Raw genomic sequence first — 16,933 nt, 5'->3', positions numbered from 1 at the left:
GTCCTCGAACCATGGGCTGCCAAGCATGCGACAGCCCGGCGAGGGTAGCTGGCCAAGCTTGCGCGAGGGTGGGAAAGTGGCCGAACCGGATGCAACGCAAGAAGGAAGACCCATGCTCCTGATCATCGGTACGATCCGTTTGCCTCCCAATATGTTCGAGGAGGCAAGGCCCGCGATGGAGCGCATGATCTCGGGCAGCCGTGGCGAGGACGGCTGCCTTGAATATTCCTATGCGCGGGATGTGCTTGACGCGGGGCTGATCCGGGTCACCGAGGTATGGCGCGACAAGGCGGCACTCGATGCGCATTTCCGCTCGCCGCACATCGCCGAGTGGCGTTCAAGCTGGCCGGCACTCAGCATTGGTGAGCGTAACCTCGTGCTCTATGAGGCCGGCGAGCCTATGCCGACCTGATCGAATAACAATCAGGATACCGACTGACGGCGGAACCGGTGGCTTCACGACCAAGGGGCGGGAAAGACCGAAATCAGCCGGTCTCTCGGCCATAATGGCGCCTTTGATGTCGGCATTGTGGTTGTCTTGCCGAGCCGCCCGGCGTATCAGGCGGGTCTTCCATTGCCTTTCATTTCGGCGAGCCGCCCCGGTGCTTTCCAGAACCCACAGCGAAGTCTACGCCCGCCGGATGCGCGCGGTGCTCCTGAGGTCAATTCCTCTGCTCGAGGCGCGCGGCATCGCCGTGGTCATCCTGGCTGGCGTTGTCGGCGTCATGGCGGGCATTCTGGTCACCGCGATGAGCCAGATCGTGCAGGACCTGCACGGCTTGCTGTTCGGCGTTCAACCTGGCGGCCGGCTTTCCGGCATGTTCTCGCTCGCCAATCCGATGCAGGCGCTGGTCCCGGCAATAGGCGGTATCCTGCTCGGTCTGAGCGTGATCTGGCTGAGAAAGCGCAAGTTCCGCACACCCGTCGATCCGATCGAAGCCAATGCGCTCTATGGCGGGCGCATGTCGCTCACCGATACTTTCGTCATCGTCTGCCAGACGATGATCTCGAGCGGCTTTGGCGCCTCGGTCGGGCTGGAAGCCGGCTATACACAGGTCGGCTCCGGCCTGGCATCGCGGCTGGCGCGCATCTTCAGGCTGCGCCGCAACGATGTCCGCATCCTGGTCGGCTGCGGCGCGGCCGGGGCCATCGCCGCCGCCTTCGACGCGCCGCTGACTGGCGCGTTCTATGGCTTCGAACTGGTCATCGGCATCTATTCGGTCGCCAACGTCGCGCCTGTCATGACCGCCGCTATCTCGGCCTCGCTGACAGCGGAAGTGTTCGGCGGCGTGCCGTTCCCGCTGGAGCTCGCCGGCCTGCCGGCACTGACGCCCAGCCAATATGTGCCGTTCCTGCTGCTCGGCCTGCTCGGCGGTGCCGCTTCGATCGCCATCATGCAGTTGGTGACGCTGATCGAACGCGGCTTTGCCAAACTGTCGATCGATGCCTCGGTGCGGCCCGTCATCGGCGGTGTCATTGTCGGCCTGCTGGGCCTGGTTACGCCGCAGGTCCTGTCCAGCGGCCATGGCGCGCTGCATCGCGAATTCGCCATGAATTACGGGCTGGCGGCGGTGGCCAGCGTCTTCGTGCTGAAGCTGGCAGCGTCGGCCATTTCCCTAGGCTCCGGCTTTCGTGGCGGCCTGTTCTTCGCCTCGCTGTTCCTCGGCGCGCTGCTCGGCAAGGCGTTCGCCGGCGTGATGGCGCTCGTCTCACCGGCGACCGGCATCGACCCTGCCGTCGCCGCCGTCGTCGGCATGACTTCGCTTGCCGTCGGTGTTGTCGGCGGCCCGCTGACGATGACCTTCCTGGCGCTGGAATCGACCCGCGACCTGACGCTCACCGGCGTGGTGCTGGCGGCCTCGATCATGGCGGCGATCCTGGTGCGCGAAACCTTCGGCTATTCGTTCTCGACATGGCGCTTCCATCTGCGCGGCGAGACCATCCGCAGCGCCCACGACGTCGGCTGGATGCGCAGCCTCACCGTCGGCTCGATGATGCGCGAAGACATCAAGACCATCGATGCCTCGACGAAGCTTGCCGCCTTCCGCAAGGAAATCCCGCTCGGCTCTGCCCAGCGCGTTATCGCCGTCGACCCGGGTGATGAGTATGTCGGCGTGCTGATCGTGGCCGAACTGCACAGCGACCCCTCCGATGACGATGTGCCGGTGCGCGATCTGGCCCAGTACAAGGATGCCGTTCTGGTGCCAAGCATGAACGTGCAGGCCGCCGCCGAGACGTTCCAGCGCGCCGGCGCCGAAGAACTGGCCGTGGTCGAGGACTTCACCGATCACATCGTGCTCGGCCTGCTGACCGAGGGCCATTTGATGCGGCGCTATGCCGAGGAGCTCGAAAAGGCGCGCCGGGACCTTTCCGGCGAAGGGTAGGGGATTCTCCTGCCCGTCCTCGTGTCGTCCGGCAGACACATCCTGCTCCGGCGCAAATATCCTCCTGGCTGCAAGCCTGGCCCGAGTAGTGCCGCGGTCCTGGCCTCATGCGCGGCTTGCCAGCTGTACAGTGGTACTGTACATTTCGTTAAGTGAGGTGAGGAGACGGCATGGGCAGGGCTTCCGGCCAGACTTCAGTGAAGACGCTCGACGCATCAGCCGCGACCCATGCCCATCAGGTGCTGGGCATGCGGCTCAAGGGCCTTCGCCTCGCCCGCAGGCTGTCATTGCGCGACCTCGCGGAGGCGACCGGGACCAGCGCCAGCTTCATCAGCCAGCTCGAACGCGGCCTGACCGGCGCCAGCACCGCTTCGCTCAACCAGATGGCTTCGGCGCTTGGCGTCAGCGTCGCGATGCTGTTCGAGGAAAGTGCCGCGCGGAACCACGGCGTGCTTCGGCGCAGCGAGCGGCCGAGCCTGCCGCCCAGCGACGGCTGCCGCAAGATGCTGCTCTCGCGCCCGCCGCTGAGCGACATGGAGGTCTATGTCGGCGAATTCGACATAGGCGGCTCGACCGGGCACGACCAATACACGCATGGCGACGCGCATGAGATGCTCGTCGTGCTGCGCGGCATCGTCGAGGTCTCGCTCGGCGAGGCGCGCCATGTCCTGGAAGAGGGCGACAGCATCGAATACACGACATCGACGCCGCATCGCAGCGAGAACATCGGCGGTGGCCGAGCCGAAGTGATGTGGATTATCGCGCCGCCGACCTCGGCGCGCGCCGAACTCGATCAATACACGGCCTGGAAACCGCTCGCGGCCAGGTAGTCCGATCAAAACGCGGGCATGAATGGGAGAGTTAGTGTCATGTTGAAATCGAGATATGCAAGGCTTGGCGCCGCTCTGGCGCTCGGTATCCTGACAGGCGCGGCCTTTGCGCAGGACAAGCCGGTGGCAGGCGAGGTGAAGGAGGGGTCGCTCAAGGGCAAGACCCTGACCTTCGTCTCCTACGGCGGCATCTACCAGGACGGCCAGGCGGCGGCGCTGAAGGAGTTCGTCGACAAGTCCGGGGTCAAGCTGCTCAATGACGGGCCGACAGAGATCGCCAAGCTGCAGGCGCAGGTCGAGTCCGGCAATGTCACCTGGGATGTCGTCGACACCGACGACCTGCCGCCTTACGTCTATTGCGGCAAGCTGTTCCAGAAGCTGGATCTGACGAAGCTCGACGTCTCGAAGATTCCGGCAGGCCAGGTCGGCGAATGCTCGGTGCCGGCGATGAACTACGGCGTCGTGCTGATGTACAACAAGGAAAAGTACAAGGATAACCCGCCCAAGAGCTGGGCCGACTTCTTCGATACCCAGAAATTCCCCGGCGTGCGCGGGATCGACGGCTCCGGCAGCCCGACCGGCGGCTTGCTGGAACAGGCGTTCAAGGTTGCCGGCGGCGACCCGAAGGCCATGACCGTGGCCGATATCGACAAGGCCATCGACGTGGTCCGCAAGCTCGGCCCCGATACCATTTTCTGGAAGACGGGGGCTGAATCGCAGCAGCTGGCGGAGTCCGGCGAGGCCGACATGCTGATGATGTGGACCGGCCGCGCCATGACCGCCGTCAAGAACGGCGCCAAATATGCGCCGGCCTGGCAGGACTGGCTGGTGGTGATGGACCAGATGACGATCCCGGTCGGCGTCAAGGATACGGACGCATCCTACGCGCTGCTCAATGCCTATCTCGGCAAGCATGCCCAGGAGGTCCTGACCGAGCAGACGTCCTATACGCCGATCAACAGCGACGCGCAGCCCAAGGTCGACGCTTCCGTCGCCGCCTTCCTGACCAACACGCCCGAGCGCCAGAAGCAGGGCTACAAGCAGAACTTCAAGTTCTGGGTCCCGAACTTCGCGATGGCGCAGGAGAAGTGGTCCGCGCTGATGGCCGGCAACTGACCGGCTGAGTGAGGCCAATCCCGTGAGCGCGCTCGAACCGACGACGCCTTCCGCCGCGAACCGGGCGGGTTGGGCATGGAGGCCGTACGCGCTCACGCTGCCGGCACTGCTCCTGCTGGTGGCCGTGATCGGCTACCCGCTGCTCACCATCGTGCTGCGCAGCCTGTCGGAGCCGCAATGGGGTGTGCAGAACTACATCTGGTTCTTCGGCGCGCCCGTCAATCTGACGGTGCTGCAGCGCACCTTTGTCATCTCGGCCTGGGTCACGGTGGTCTGTGTGGCCTGTGCTTATCCCTATGCCTATCTGATGACCGCCGTCGGGCCGCGCGTGCGGCTGATCTTGGTGCTGTGCGTGCTGATCCCGTTCTGGGTGAGCGGCGTGGTGCGCACGCTCTCCTGGGTGATCCTGCTGCAGGATTCGGGCGTCATCAATTCGTTGCTGAGGTCGGCCGGTTTTGACGGCATCCGACTGATCCGCACGCAGACCGGCGTCGTGATCGGCATGGCGCAGGTGCTTTTGCCCTTCATGATCCTGCCGCTCTATTCGGTGATGAAAGGCATCGACCTCAGGCTGATGCGGGCGGCGCAGAGTCTTGGCGCGCGACCTTCCCGCGCCTTCTTCACCGTCTATCTGCCGCTGTCGCTGCCGGGCGTCTATGCCGGGGCGATCATCGTCTTCATACTGGCGCTGGGCTTCTATATCACGCCGGCGCTGCTCGGCGGGCCGCGCTCGACCATGCTGTCGACGCTGGTCCAGACCCAGGTGCTCAGCCTGCTGCAATGGGGCCGGGGCGGCGCCATGGGCGTGGTGCTTCTGGTCACCACCTTCGTGCTTCTGGCGCTGGCGGCACCGGTGATGCGCTCGCGCTATCGGGAAGCGGAGCGACGCTGATGGAAATGAAGCCGCTCACCCGTGTGATTCTCGGCCTCGTCTGCCTGCTGGTGGCGATCTGGCTGGTGGCGCCGACGCTGGTCGTCGTGCCGATGTCGTTCAACGGGAACAAGTCGCTTGCTTTCCCGCCGCAGGGTTTCTCCTGGCAGTGGTACCAGAATTTCCTCACCAATCCGGACTGGTCCTCCAGCTTCCTGAATTCGCTGAAGGTTGCCTCGATCGTGGCGGTGCTGGCTACGGTGCTCGGCACGCTTGCCGCCTTCGGCCTGGATCGCATGAAGGCGCGGCCCGCCAATCTCCTGCGGATGCTGATGCTGACCCCGATGGTGGTGCCGGGCGTCGTCCTGGCCATCGGCATCTATGCCGTCTATCTCGATGCCCAGCTGGTCGGGACGCTGGTGGGGTTCGTGCTCGCCCATACCATCCTTGCGCTTCCCTTCGTGCTGATCGCGGTCTCGGCCAGTCTCGAAGTGTTCGACAGGCGCCTGGAAACGGCCGCCGCAAGCCTTGGCGCCGGTGCGCTCGCCACGTTCCGCACCGTGACGATGCCGCTGATCCTGCCCGGCATGCTGTCCGGCCTGCTCTTCGCCTTCGCCACGTCCTTCGACGAGATCGTCGTATCGCTGTTCATCACCAACCCCTATCTCAAGACCTTGCCCGTGCAGATATTCTCCTCCATCACCCGCGACGCCGACCCGACGGTCGCGGCCGTCGGCACCATCCTGCTGTGCGCCACCACGATCCTGATCGGTGGCGGCATGCTCCTTCTTGGCCTTGAGCCGAAGGGACGCCAATGAAGCGGAAACAGGAGAGCAAGGGTGCGGCGATCGATCTGGAGTCGATCAGCAAGGCCTATGGCGGCTTCAAGGCGCTGGACGGCATTTCGCTTCGAATCGAGCCCGGCGAGTTCATGACGCTGCTCGGCCCGAGCGGTTCGGGCAAGACCACGACGCTCAATGTGGTCGCCGGCTTCACCGATGTGACTAGCGGCAAGCTGATGGTCGGAGGAAAAAGCGTGGTCGGCGTGCCGGCGCACAAGCGCAATATCGGCGTCGTCTTCCAGCATTATGCGCTGTTCCCGCATATGAGCGTCGGCCGTAACGTCGCCTATCCGTTGACGCTGCGCGGCATCGACCAGGCACAGCGCAAGGCGCGCGTGGCAAGGGCGCTCGACATGGTCAAGATGGGCGATTTCGCGCATCGCTACCCCAGCGAACTGTCGGGCGGCCAGCAGCAGCGCGTGGCGCTGGCGCGCGCCATCGTCTTCGACCCGCCGCTGTTGCTGATGGACGAGCCGCTCGGCGCGCTCGACAAGAAGCTGCGCGAATGGCTCCAGCTCGAGATCAAGCGCATCCACCGCGAGCTCGGCACCACTTTCGTCTATGTGACGCATGACCAGGAAGAGGCGCTGGTCCTGTCCGACCGCATCGCCGTGTTCAATCGGGGACGGATCGAGCAGGTCGGTACCGGGCGCGAGCTCTACGATGAACCGAAGACGCTGTTCGTCGGCCGCTTCATCGGCGACTCCACCGTGCTGCGCGGAGAGGCGCGAAGCGACGGCGCCAGCACGGCGCTGCGCATAGCCGGCGAGACGGTGACGGCGCCGCGCCGGATCGCCGGGGAGGCCAGCCCGGTCATGCTGCTGCGCCCCGAAAAGCTCGCTATCCGCCGGCCTGGCCAGAGCGCGGCGGCCACCAACCGGCTGCCGGGGACGATCGCGGAAGCCATCTATCTCGGCTCGGGATCGAAATACGAAGTCAGGCTCGCCGACGGCTCCACGGCGATCGTGCGCTCGCCGCTGACCGGCGAGAGCTTTGGCCTCGGCGAGACGGTGGAGCTCTGCTTCGACGGTGCCGACGCCAAGCTTCTGGCCGACGACAGCACGGCCGACACAACGCTGACCTGATCCCAATCAATCCGAAAGTCATCCCATGCAAGCCAAGCGCAACGGCGACATATCGTTCTGGTATGCGGATCTGGGCGGGGTTCCCGCGCCCCGGCCACCCTTGCCCGACGATATCGAGGCGGATGTCGCGATTGTCGGTGCTGGCTATACCGGGCTGTGGACGGCCTATTACCTGAAGAAAGCGAAGCCCTCGCTGCGCATCGTGCTTATCGAACGCGAGTTCGCCGGCTTCGGCGCATCGGGGCGCAATGGCGGCTGGCTGTCGGGCGGCTTCGGCTGGTCGCGCGAGAAATATCTGAAGACCTCGACCCGGCAAGGCGTCACCGCCATGCAGAAGGCGATGGCGGGCTGCGTCGACGAGGTGATCCGGGTGGCGACGGAAGAGGGCATCGATGCCGATATCCGCCGCGTCGACAATCTGACGGTCGCCACCAATCCGGCGCAGCTGGAACGCGTGCGTGAGGAATGCGAGACGATCCGCTTGTGGGACGCAGACCCTGAACGCATCGAGCTGCTCGACGCCGAGGCGACCCGGGCGCGCATCAACATCCGTAATCTCATGGGCGGCTTCGTCATCCATGGCCAGGCGCGCGTGCAGCCGGCCAAGCTGGTGCGCGGGCTTGCCGCCGCCGTCGAGCGGCTGGGCGTGCCGATCTACGAACAGACAACGGTTACCGCCATCACCAAGGGCAGCGTGACAACCGACCGGGGCACGGTGCGCGCGGAAACCATCATCCGGGCGACGGAGGGGTTCACGGCCGGCATTCCCGGCGAGGAGCGGACCTGGCTGGCGCTCAACAGCGCGCAGATCGTGACCGAGCCGCTGTCCGAGGAGCTTTGGCGCCAGATCGGCTGGGAAGGCCACGAGCTTCTCGGCAATGCCGCACACGCCTATTGCTATGCCCAGCGCACGCGCGAGGGCCGCATCACCATGGGCGGGCGCGGCGTGCCCTATCGCTACGGCTCGCGCACCGATATCAAGGGGCAGACGCAGCAGGCCACGATCGATCAGCTGCACCAGATCCTGATGACGCTCCTGCCGCAGACTGGGGGCTGCCGCATCGAGCACGCCTGGTGCGGTGTGCTCGGCGTGCCGCGCGACTGGTGCACGACCGTCGGCCTCGATCCCGCGACCCGCATCGGCTGGGCCGGCGGCTATGTCGGGCTTGGCGTGTCGAGCTCCAATCTCTCGGGGCGCACGCTTGCCGACCTGATCCTCGGCCAAGACACGGAGCTGACGCGCCTGCCCTGGGTCAACCGCACCGTGCGGCGCTGGGAGCCGGAGCCATTCCGCTGGCTCGGCGTGCATTCGATGTACCAGCTTTATCATCTCGCCGATCGCCACGAAGCCGCCGGCCTGGCACATACTTCCAGGCTTGCCGCCCTGGCCGACAGCATCACAGGCCATTAGGGCGGTTCAGCGTTGGGTGGAATCGTTGACCCACTCTAAGTCTTTGTTATTTCGCAATTCCGGGCGGAAAACCGTTGCATTTTTCCCGGAATTGCTCTGATCCATGGAGTCCGACTTGATCGATCTTTCGACCTTCCACGACCTTGCCAAGGCTGACATCGGCGCGTTCTCCCCAAAGCCCACCTCCATCGAGGGCAATCAGGTCGAGGCGGTGCGCTCGCTCTTCCAATCCCCGGACGGGACCGTCGATGTCGGGATCTGGGAGTGCACGCCCGGCCGCTTCACCGCCGATCGGTCGGGTTCGTCGGAAATATGCCACATCATTTCAGGGCGGGTGGAGGTGAGCCGCGCCGACGGTGAGGCGCGCGAGCTGGGGCCGGGCGACCTTCTCGTGCTGCCGCGGGGATGGAAGGGCGAATGGCGGATCCGGGAGACCACGCGCAAGCTCTACATGATCAAGTCGGCCGGCTGACCGGCGGACACCAGCTCTTCGCAGCGGATCAGTGCTCGATCGGCCCCTTGGCCATCACCAGCGCGGTGCCGGCGGTTGTCGGGCGCTCGATCACGCGACGCACGCGCGGCGGCTCGCTGCCGCTGTGCAGCGCCCGCAGGCGTTCGCCGACAGTGGCGTCGGCTTGGGTTATGCGGCCATTGTGGCGCACATATTCGAGCCAGGTCGGCGTGTGGTAGTGCTCGATCCAGATCATCGGGTTTTCGAGATCTCGCGCCAGCGTCCAGTTGCGGGCGCCGTCACGGCGGCGGATGCGGCCGCGTTCGGCCATGGTGGCGAGGAATTCCGCCTCGTCCTCATGGCGGATCACATATTCGATCATGATGGCGATGGGACCGCTGCGCGGCTTCAGGTCGAGCGCCAGATGCGGCTCCTTGAAGCGGTTGAGCGGATCGAGGTTCAGCACCTGCTGCTGCGGCAGCGGCAGCACAAGGCCGATGGCGCCCCCGGCCAGCATGGCGATGGCGGCCGCGATCAGCGCGGTTTCAGCGCCATGCGCATCGGCGACGACGCCCCAGATCCAGCTGCCGAGCGCGATGCCGCCAAAGGTCGCGGTCTGGTAGACCGACAGCACCCGGCCGACCACCCAGCGCGGCGTCGCCATCTGCACGGTGACGTTGAAATGCGAAAGCGCGATCACCCAGCAGGCACCGCCAACCAGCAGGCCGAGCGAGGTCTGCCAGGCATGCTGGCTGATCGCCGCATTGAAGGCGCAGACGGCGAAGCCGGCGAAGGCGCAGCGCACCATCGTCTCGCTGGAGAGCAACTGCCGCAGCCGCACGCTGATCAAGGCGCCGCCGACGGCGCCGATGCCGAAGGCGCCCAGCATGATACCATAGGTAAGCGCATCGCCCTTGACGACGTCGCGCGCCACCAGCGGCAGCAGCGCCAGAACCGCGCCGGCGCTGAAGCCGAAGGCGGCGCCCCTGACCAGCACCTTGCCGATGTTGGGCGACATGGCGACATAGCGCAGGCCGGCGCCCATGGCCGCGCCCAGCGACTCGCGCGGCAAGGTCGATACCGGCACATCCGGCTTCCAGCGCGCCATCACGACGATGAGGCCGATATAGCTCACCGCGTTCGCCGCGAAGGCGGCCGCGGCACCAGCGGCCGCGACGATGATGCCGCCGATCGCCGGACCGACACTGCGCGTCAGGTTGAAGCCCATGGAGTTCAGCGCCACCGCGGCGGGCACTTTGTTGCGGGGCACCATGTCGCCGACCGAGGCCTGCCAGGATGGACTGTTCAATGCCGTGCCGCTGTCGATCAGGAAGGTGAAGGCAAGCAACGTCCACGGCGTGATCAGGTTGCAATAGGTGAACACGGTCAGCAGCAGCGAGACGACCAGCATGAAGGTCTGGGCAACCAGCATCACCTTGCGCCGGTCGAAGCTGTCGGCGATGGCGCCGGCGACAAGCGCAAACAGCATGATCGGCAAGGTGGTCGAGGCCTGGACCAGGGCGACCTGATAGGGCGAGGTGGCGATGGTGGTCATCATCCAGGCCGCGCCGACACCCTGGATCAGGCCACCGAAATTCGAGACGAGGCTTGCGGCCCAGACGGCGCGGAAAATGCCATGCCGAAAGGGCGCCAGCGCCGAGACGCTCTCGCTTTCCGGCTTTTCGTCAATCATGGATGGGTCCCTGCCACGGCCTGCGGATCCTTGCGGTGATCCCTTTCCCCGGATCGTTAGCCGAAACTATGGCATCACGCAGCAAAGGGCGAATGTCTTGCGTGGAAGATCATGGTCCAACAAGGGGATAGCGAGGGGCCACGTAGCCATCAGCCTCGCAACGCTATCGTTGGGGTATGCGATCAGGCCTTATCAACCCGCCTCATTGACGGCGGCCTGCAGTGCTTCGGTGAGATGGCCGGCAGTCTGGCCGCCGGCATGCAGGCGCAGGAAAAGCTCCATACCCACCAGCCGCATCCGCGATGCCTGGTCGCGCCTTGCCAGATCGATCAGGTCGTCCACAGAAGCTGCCGGCCATTTCATGGCATCGCGCAGCAAGCCGCCGCGCAACAGCCCTTGCGTGCCGGTGGTAAAATTCGCGGAAACCTGGAACCCGTTCTTGCGGGCATGAACATTCTCACGCGGAATGTGTTTTTCCGCCACCTTCTTCAAGAGCCATTTGCCCTGCTTGTGGCGGTATTTGTGCCGTCTCGGCAGATGGATCGCGAAGTCGATCAGCCGGTTTTCGATGAACGGCACCCTGAGCTCGACCGAGGCCGCCATGCTGAGCCGGTCATGCCGGTTCAACAGATCCTGCATGTGTCCATACAGGTCGTGCAGGCAGCAGCCCAGGAAAGCGCGATCGCTGAGCGACGGCAACGGCTCCAACCGATCGAAGATCTTGGCCTGAAGGAAATTCAGTTCCGGCGACAGCGCCCTGAGCACGATGTTGCGATCCCAGCCATGGGCATTCGCGATCGATGTCCGGAAAGGGGCGTATCTCTGGCGTTCGAATCGCTGGGCTAAGTAACGCTTCGAACGAAACAGGCGTCCCGGCCATGACCAGGGCCGCCACAGCCTCATGCTGGCCTCCTGCCAATCATAACCGCCAAAGAGTTCGTCGGCGCCTTCGCCGGTCAGCAGCACCTTGACGCCATCGGCCCGGCATTGCTCGGCAAGCGCCAGCAGGCAGGCATGGCTTGCATGCCAGCCGTCGCTTTCCAGGTGCCAGATCGTCCTTGGCCAGAGTTCCAGAAAGCGGTCCTTGTCGATAGGGATCCTGTGCAAGGTCACGCCGGCATGGCTGGCGGTGCGTTCGGCATCGTCGGCTTCGCTGTGGCCGATGCGTGGGTCAACGACATAGGCCGACATTTCCGGCCTGAACCGTTTCGCCAGTGTCGTGACGAGGCCGGAATCGATACCGCCGCTGCAGGCCGCGGCCAGGCTGGTGTCGGCAATGCAATGGAGCCCGACGCTGTCCTGGATCAATTTTTCCAGCGTCGTCATATGCTCGGCGTCCGTGGCGTCGTCGTCGACGATGCGGGCCGCGTCGAGCACATCGAGGACGTGCCAGAAGCAGCGCTTCTCGATGCCGGCATCGGTGATCTTCCACAGGCCTGCTGGCGGCAGCCGCTCTATGCCCTCGAACAGGCTGGAGCGGGAGTCACGGCTCTGCCAGGCAAGGCGCAGGGTGATCTCACGCGCATCGATGGCGCGGGCGACGTCGTCACAGGCAAGGATTGCCTTGTCCTCGGAAGCGAAGAGGATTCGCTCGGCGGTCTCGGCCACCGACATCGGCTTGATGCCAAGACGGTCGCGCGCCAGCCAGAGCGTGGTGGCCCGCCCATCGAAATAGGCAAGGGAAAACATGCCGTCGAACAGCGGAATGGCCTTGTCCGGCCCCCAGTGGTGCAGGGCCTCGAGAACCACCTCGGCGTCCGAGACCGTCCGGAACCGCCTGCCTTCGGCTTCAAGTGTCCCGCGCAAGGATCGGTAGTTGTAGACCTCGCCATTGTAGACCAGCACACCCTGGCCACAGGCCGTGAGCATCGGCTCACGCGCATGCTCGGAGAGATCGATGATCGAGAGCCGCCGGTGCCCCAGCGCCAGCCGGCTGTCGTTCCACGTGGCATGGTCGTCAGGACCGCGATGCGCCAGCGCCTGCATCATGCGGCCGACGGCGGCGAGATCGCCGCCGGAGACAGGGTTCCGCTTGCGCCATACGCCGGCTATGCCGCACATGGTCCGTCGGTCGGTCCTGGCTGCTCCGGGGATTTGCGAGAAGTCATCGGGACAAAATGATCGCCTGGCCGGGAATGGCTATACGGCAATCTAGCCAGAACGGGCGCCGCCGCAAGCGGACCGCTGTTTTCAAGCATTCCGAGTTGAAGCCGCCGCACCCTTCCCGAGGGGTTTCAGAACCCGTTCTGGATGCGCTCGAAGATGACGTTGGCGAAGGCCGATATCTGGCCACCGATGAACGGGCCGGTGAGCGCCACCACGAGCATGATGGCGACGATCTTCGGCACGAAGGTCAAGGTGATCTCCTGCACCTGAGTCAGCGCCTGGATAAGCGCGATGCCGATGCCGACCGCCATGGCGACCAGCACCACGGGCGCGGAGGCGGTCAGCACCGTCCACACCGCATACTGGACGATGTCGAGAGCGTCGGCCTCGTTCATGTGGGCGGTTGGCCTAGCTCGCCGGCTTGATCGATACGCCCGCGCCGACCGGCACCGTGGTGCCATCCTGGAGCACTGCGATCAGTCCGTTGCTGCCAAGCGTCACCGAAGCCACAGTGCCTGACGTCTTGCCGTCGGCCGAGGTGATGTTGCGGCCTATGAGAGCGTCGGCCTGCGACAGCGCCGAAGACTGCATGATCTGGTCGAGCTTGGTGTTGGTCTGCACCGACTGCTCGACCTGCGAGAAGGTGGCGAGCTGGGCGACGTATTGCGTCGAATCCATCGGCTTGGTCGGATCCTGGTTCTTCATCTCGGCGATCAGAAGCTTCAGGAACGAGTTGTAGTCGACAGCTGTCTTGGATGCCTGCGTGGTGGTCTGGTTGGCGCCAACCGGTATCGTCGTCGTCATGTCCACGGTCATCAGTAGCGTGCTCCCACGGCCAGCGGGCGCGAGGCGCCCGGAACATCGTCATTGCCGCCAAGCGCGCGGCGTTCGAGAGGATAAAGCGAACGGATCGCCTTCAATGCCTCGTAGATATGATCCTCGCCGACCATGCGATCGATCTGTTTCAAGGCGCTGCAGATCTCGGCATCCTCGAAACTTGCAATGAGCAGCGGCAGCGAGCGGCGGAACATCTCGCGTGCTTCGCCAGCGCCGGCAGGGTTGATCAGCATGACCTGCACGATGAAATAAAGCTGCCTGAGCGGCGTCGATGCCTGGTCGGCCTGGATCACATGGCTCTCGAGCAGGAACTGCACGTCGTTCATCAGCTCGACGGTGACCTTGCGGTCGACACGGATGACGGCGCCATTGATGTAGATCTTCTCGTTGGGCTTCAGCGAGATCTTCAGCGTGTTGGTCATTGAATGCCGTCGCGGATGATCTGGGATACTTCGATCAGCCCTTCGAAATTGTTGGTGCGTCCCTGGCGGATGTCCTCCGCTTCGCGCAGCAGCCACAGGCCGATGGAGATCAGGTTGGCGCGCAATTCCTTGGGGAGCGCGTTGTCGCTGGAGCCGAGGTCCTCGACGAAGGCGATCCAGACGCGATTGGTGAAATGCAGCGCCTCCACCGCCTCCATCGAATCCTGGCCGGCCACCGCTGCCGCCGACAGCATGTCGATCGAGCGGGTCAGCAGCTCACGCTCGCGGTCCTTGGCGTCCGCGACAGAGGTGCTCTGGATGTCGGCATAGGAAAATTGGTACATCGTCGGCTCTACCGTTCCGCTGGGAGTTGTCAGGTCAGGTAATTCAACAGGCTGAGCTGCTGCAGGCGCGCTGTCAGGGCAAAGGACGTCTCGATATGCTGCGTCAGGTCGGCGACGCGGGTCGCGGCTTCGGCGGGATCGACGGCCTCGAGATCGAGAATGTGGCGTTCGAACAGGTCGACTTGCGTCTTCATGCGGTCACTGGCGTCGGAGACGCGCTTCTGGACAATGCCGGTTTCGGACTGGACCTGGCCGATGCCGCTCAGCGCCTCGCCGACCAGCGACTGCGAGCGGGTGATGATCGTATCCTTCGCCGCCTGGCTGATGTTGGTGGACATCAGGCTCGAGACCATTGCGGCCGCCATGGCGAGCTTCTTGACACCATCGCTGTTGGCGCTGGTCGAGGTCGCGGTGGTTTCGTTGAGCGCGATGCGGCTGACGATCTGCTGGTCGGTGGCGTTCGACATGTTGGCCTGCCAGCCCGCGCCGAGGAACTGTGGCGTGACATCGTTGGTGATGAAATCGTCCATCTGGGCAGCGGTGATGGTGGCAGCGGCCGGATCATCGGGCGTGAAACCGAACTTGGCGACAAAGGACGCGTCGAAAGCGGCCTTGGCCGGCGAACCGGCCGCCGTGAAATCGTTGATCGGCTTGACGTCGGTGTTGGTGCCGGCGAACAGGTATTCGCCATTGACGCTGGTGTTGAGGATCGAGGCAAGCTGCTGGATCGTCGTCTGGCCGGTCGATTGGGTCAGGCTGTCGGAATTGTCCCCGGACGATGCGGTGGTCAGGCTGGACAGGAAGGTCTGCGCCACGCCGGAGAGCTGGCCGAGCGAGGTTTGCGTCGATGAAAGCCGGGCGGCGACCAGCCCGTTGGAATCGATGATCACGTTCAGCCGGTCGAGGTCGCGCGAGAAGGTGACGGACTGAGCGGTGCGTCCGCCCAATGCCAGACCGACATCGGCGACCTTGCCTGTCGAGGATTCCTTCGTTGCCTTGACGAGGTCCGCCTGCATGCGCATCTGCTGATAACGCATGGCATTGGAGATGGCGGCCGAGGAAACTGAGGTCATGGATTATCCCACCGCGTTCAACAGGGCCGTCATCATATCGTCGACGGTTTTCATCATTCGGGCTGACGCCTGATAGGTGTGTTCGAGGTCGAGCATCAGCGACATTTCCTGGTCGACATTGACGCCGGTCGCATTGGACAGAGCCTCGGCGCTGCGCTGTGCCAGCGCTTGCTTGGCATCGGCGGCGGTGGAGGCCTGCTGGCGCATGCCCTGGAGCCAGCCGATCGAATTGGCGGCATAGTCGGAAACGCTGGACGTCGCTGAAATCCCGGCGGCGGGGTCAAACGTCATCGGCTGGTCGAGCCGGTCGCCATAGGCAACCAGAAGGCTGGAATAGGAAGCGCCGCCGCTGGCGTTGGCGACATAGGCCGCGCCGTTGGCGCCGCCATCGCGCAGCAAGGTCGGGTTGCCACCAGCGCTCGGATCCATCGCGGCATTGATGCTGATCGTGCCCGCAAGGCCATTGACCAGAGTGCCCGCGGCCGGCACGGCGGGCCCGCCAGACCAGGTGAACAGACCAGCGGCGTCGGGCATGGAAGGCGCGGTTTCGGCAAAGGCCGTGATCAGGCCGCGCGCGGTCTCGTCGAGCTGGCCCTGCATGGCCGAGGCGACGCCGTCACGCAACTGCAGCAGGCCGGCAAGCTTGCCGCTGGCGCTGGTGTTGCCGCCGGTTCCTGCCGAGACCGGCACGTTGTCGATATAGACGGTGTTGCCGGCGGCCCCGGCGGCATAGCCGGCCGATGGCGTGAAGCTCACCGTGCGCGGTATCGTCTCGAACAGCGTCGTGCCGTCACCCGTGGTGATGACCATGTCATTGTCGCCGCGCGTGAAGGTCGAGACCGGAACATAGTCCGCGATCTTCTTCAGCAGCGCGTCACGTTGGTCCAGCGCGTCGGAAATATCGGTGCCGGAACGGGTTCCCGAAATGACCGCCTGGTTGGCGTCCTGGAACTGGCTGAGCAGCGAATTGAGGTCCTTGACCGCCGTGTCGATCTGGCCGTCCGTCTGGGTGCGGAAAGCCTGAATGGCCTGGGAGCCCTCATTGAGAGAGCGGACGACCTGCCTGGCCGCGTCGATGACGGTGGAGCCGAGATTCTGGTTGGACGGCGAGGTAGCGTAGAGCTGCAGCGCCTGCTGCAGGTTGGCGATGGCGGTCGAGGGGGAGGAGGCGTTGTCGACGCCATTGACCGACACGTCGAGCTGATCCATGCCGCTGTAGAGCGCGTTCTGGCCGCTATAGGCCGACAAGGCGCCGAGGTTCTGCCGGAACAGCAGGTCATTGGTGACGCGCTGGATATCAACCGAACGGGCGCCGGGCGCCGTGCTGGTGATGGCGGCGATGCGGCGCGTATAGTCCGGATTGGAAGCGTCCGAGACGTTGCGCGTGACAACGCTGGTCTGCCGCGCGGTATTCATAAGCGCCGATTGGGCGATGCTCAATGCGGAGGATAGCGACATGCTGGTCTTT

17 protein-coding genes are annotated in these 16,933 nt (G+C 64.7%); 9 read left to right on the top strand and 8 right to left on the bottom strand.

The genetic code is table 11. From position 1 onward, the window contains the following. Positions 1-112 precede the first annotated feature (112 nt). From FJW03_RS18735 to FJW03_RS18695, 9 genes are all read left to right on the top strand, one after another. Positions 113-412 (top strand): putative quinol monooxygenase, encoded by a 300-nt coding sequence (locus FJW03_RS18735; RefSeq protein WP_140607234.1) that lies wholly within the window; start codon positions 113-115, stop codon positions 410-412. A gap of 190 nt (positions 413-602) precedes the next feature. After that, on the top strand, positions 603-2,384 hold the full coding sequence (locus tag FJW03_RS18730) for a chloride channel protein (RefSeq protein WP_140607233.1): 1,782 nt from the start codon (positions 603-605) through the stop codon (positions 2,382-2,384). A 170-nt stretch (positions 2,385-2,554) separates the two neighbouring features. Beyond that, complete coding sequence (locus FJW03_RS18725; RefSeq protein ID WP_140607232.1) at positions 2,555-3,214, top strand: helix-turn-helix domain-containing protein; 660 nt, start codon at positions 2,555-2,557, stop codon at positions 3,212-3,214. A 39-nt stretch (positions 3,215-3,253) separates the two neighbouring features. After that, complete coding sequence (locus tag FJW03_RS18720) at positions 3,254-4,330, top strand: extracellular solute-binding protein (RefSeq protein WP_140759494.1); 1,077 nt, start codon at positions 3,254-3,256, stop codon at positions 4,328-4,330. A 22-nt stretch (positions 4,331-4,352) separates the two neighbouring features. Further along, positions 4,353-5,222, top strand: coding sequence for an ABC transporter permease (locus tag FJW03_RS18715; RefSeq protein WP_140607230.1), 870 nt, complete (start codon positions 4,353-4,355; stop codon positions 5,220-5,222). Next, a complete protein-coding gene (locus FJW03_RS18710) occupies positions 5,222-6,019 on the top strand; it encodes an ABC transporter permease (RefSeq protein WP_140759496.1) in 798 nt (265 codons plus the stop codon). The genes FJW03_RS18715 and FJW03_RS18710 overlap by 1 nt, the downstream gene beginning before the upstream one ends. Beyond that, entirely contained in the window at positions 6,016-7,128 is a 1,113-nt protein-coding gene (locus FJW03_RS18705) for an ABC transporter ATP-binding protein (RefSeq protein ID WP_140607229.1), read from the top strand. The genes FJW03_RS18710 and FJW03_RS18705 overlap by 4 nt, the downstream gene beginning before the upstream one ends. Before the next feature lie 25 nt (positions 7,129-7,153). Continuing rightward, entirely contained in the window at positions 7,154-8,539 is a 1,386-nt protein-coding gene (locus FJW03_RS18700; protein WP_140759499.1) for an NAD(P)/FAD-dependent oxidoreductase, read from the top strand. A 103-nt stretch (positions 8,540-8,642) separates the two neighbouring features. Then, positions 8,643-9,011 (top strand): cupin domain-containing protein, encoded by a 369-nt coding sequence (locus tag FJW03_RS18695; RefSeq protein WP_140759502.1) that lies wholly within the window; start codon positions 8,643-8,645, stop codon positions 9,009-9,011. A 28-nt stretch (positions 9,012-9,039) separates the two neighbouring features. Here FJW03_RS18695 and FJW03_RS18690 read toward each other — a convergent pair whose 3' ends face one another. The 8 genes from FJW03_RS18690 to flgK form a co-directional block, all read right to left on the bottom strand. Next, a complete protein-coding gene (locus FJW03_RS18690) occupies positions 9,040-10,683 on the bottom strand; it encodes an MFS transporter (protein WP_140690374.1) in 1,644 nt (547 codons plus the stop codon). A gap of 192 nt (positions 10,684-10,875) precedes the next feature. Next, positions 10,876-12,744: an asparagine synthase (glutamine-hydrolyzing) gene (asnB, locus tag FJW03_RS18685; RefSeq protein ID WP_140759505.1), complete on the bottom strand. Its 1,869-nt coding sequence runs from the start codon at positions 12,742-12,744 to the stop codon at positions 10,876-10,878. 173 nt (positions 12,745-12,917) lie between these two features. Then, a complete protein-coding gene (gene fliQ, locus FJW03_RS18680) occupies positions 12,918-13,184 on the bottom strand; it encodes a flagellar biosynthesis protein FliQ (RefSeq protein WP_140690368.1) in 267 nt (88 codons plus the stop codon). Positions 13,185-13,197: 13 nt separating this feature from the next. Further along, positions 13,198-13,605 carry a flagellar hook assembly protein FlgD gene (flgD, locus tag FJW03_RS18675; protein WP_140607223.1) on the bottom strand — a complete coding sequence of 136 codons (408 nt, stop codon included), beginning with the start codon at positions 13,603-13,605 and terminating at the stop codon, positions 13,198-13,200. Next, entirely contained in the window at positions 13,605-14,048 is a 444-nt protein-coding gene (flbT, locus tag FJW03_RS18670) for a flagellar biosynthesis repressor FlbT (RefSeq protein WP_140690366.1), read from the bottom strand. Before flbT ends, flgD begins: the two co-directional genes overlap by 1 nt. Next, on the bottom strand, positions 14,045-14,392 hold the full coding sequence (flaF, locus tag FJW03_RS18665; RefSeq protein ID WP_140759508.1) for a flagellar biosynthesis regulator FlaF: 348 nt from the start codon (positions 14,390-14,392) through the stop codon (positions 14,045-14,047). Before flaF ends, flbT begins: the two co-directional genes overlap by 4 nt. A gap of 29 nt (positions 14,393-14,421) precedes the next feature. After that, on the bottom strand, positions 14,422-15,465 hold the full coding sequence (locus tag FJW03_RS18660) for a flagellar hook-associated family protein (RefSeq protein WP_140607220.1): 1,044 nt from the start codon (positions 15,463-15,465) through the stop codon (positions 14,422-14,424). A gap of 3 nt (positions 15,466-15,468) precedes the next feature. Beyond that, the gene (gene flgK, locus FJW03_RS18655) at positions 15,469-16,923 is read right to left on the bottom strand and encodes a flagellar hook-associated protein FlgK (RefSeq protein WP_140759511.1); all 1,455 of its coding nucleotides are present in this window, start codon (positions 16,921-16,923) and stop codon (positions 15,469-15,471) included. Positions 16,924-16,933: the final 10 nt, after the last annotated feature.

The organism is Mesorhizobium sp. B4-1-4 (genome assembly GCF_006439395.2).
GTDB lineage: Bacteria > Pseudomonadota > Alphaproteobacteria > Rhizobiales > Rhizobiaceae > Mesorhizobium.
Note: the sequence above shows the minus strand (reverse complement) of the source record. Positions and strands in the feature narration are given on the sequence as shown.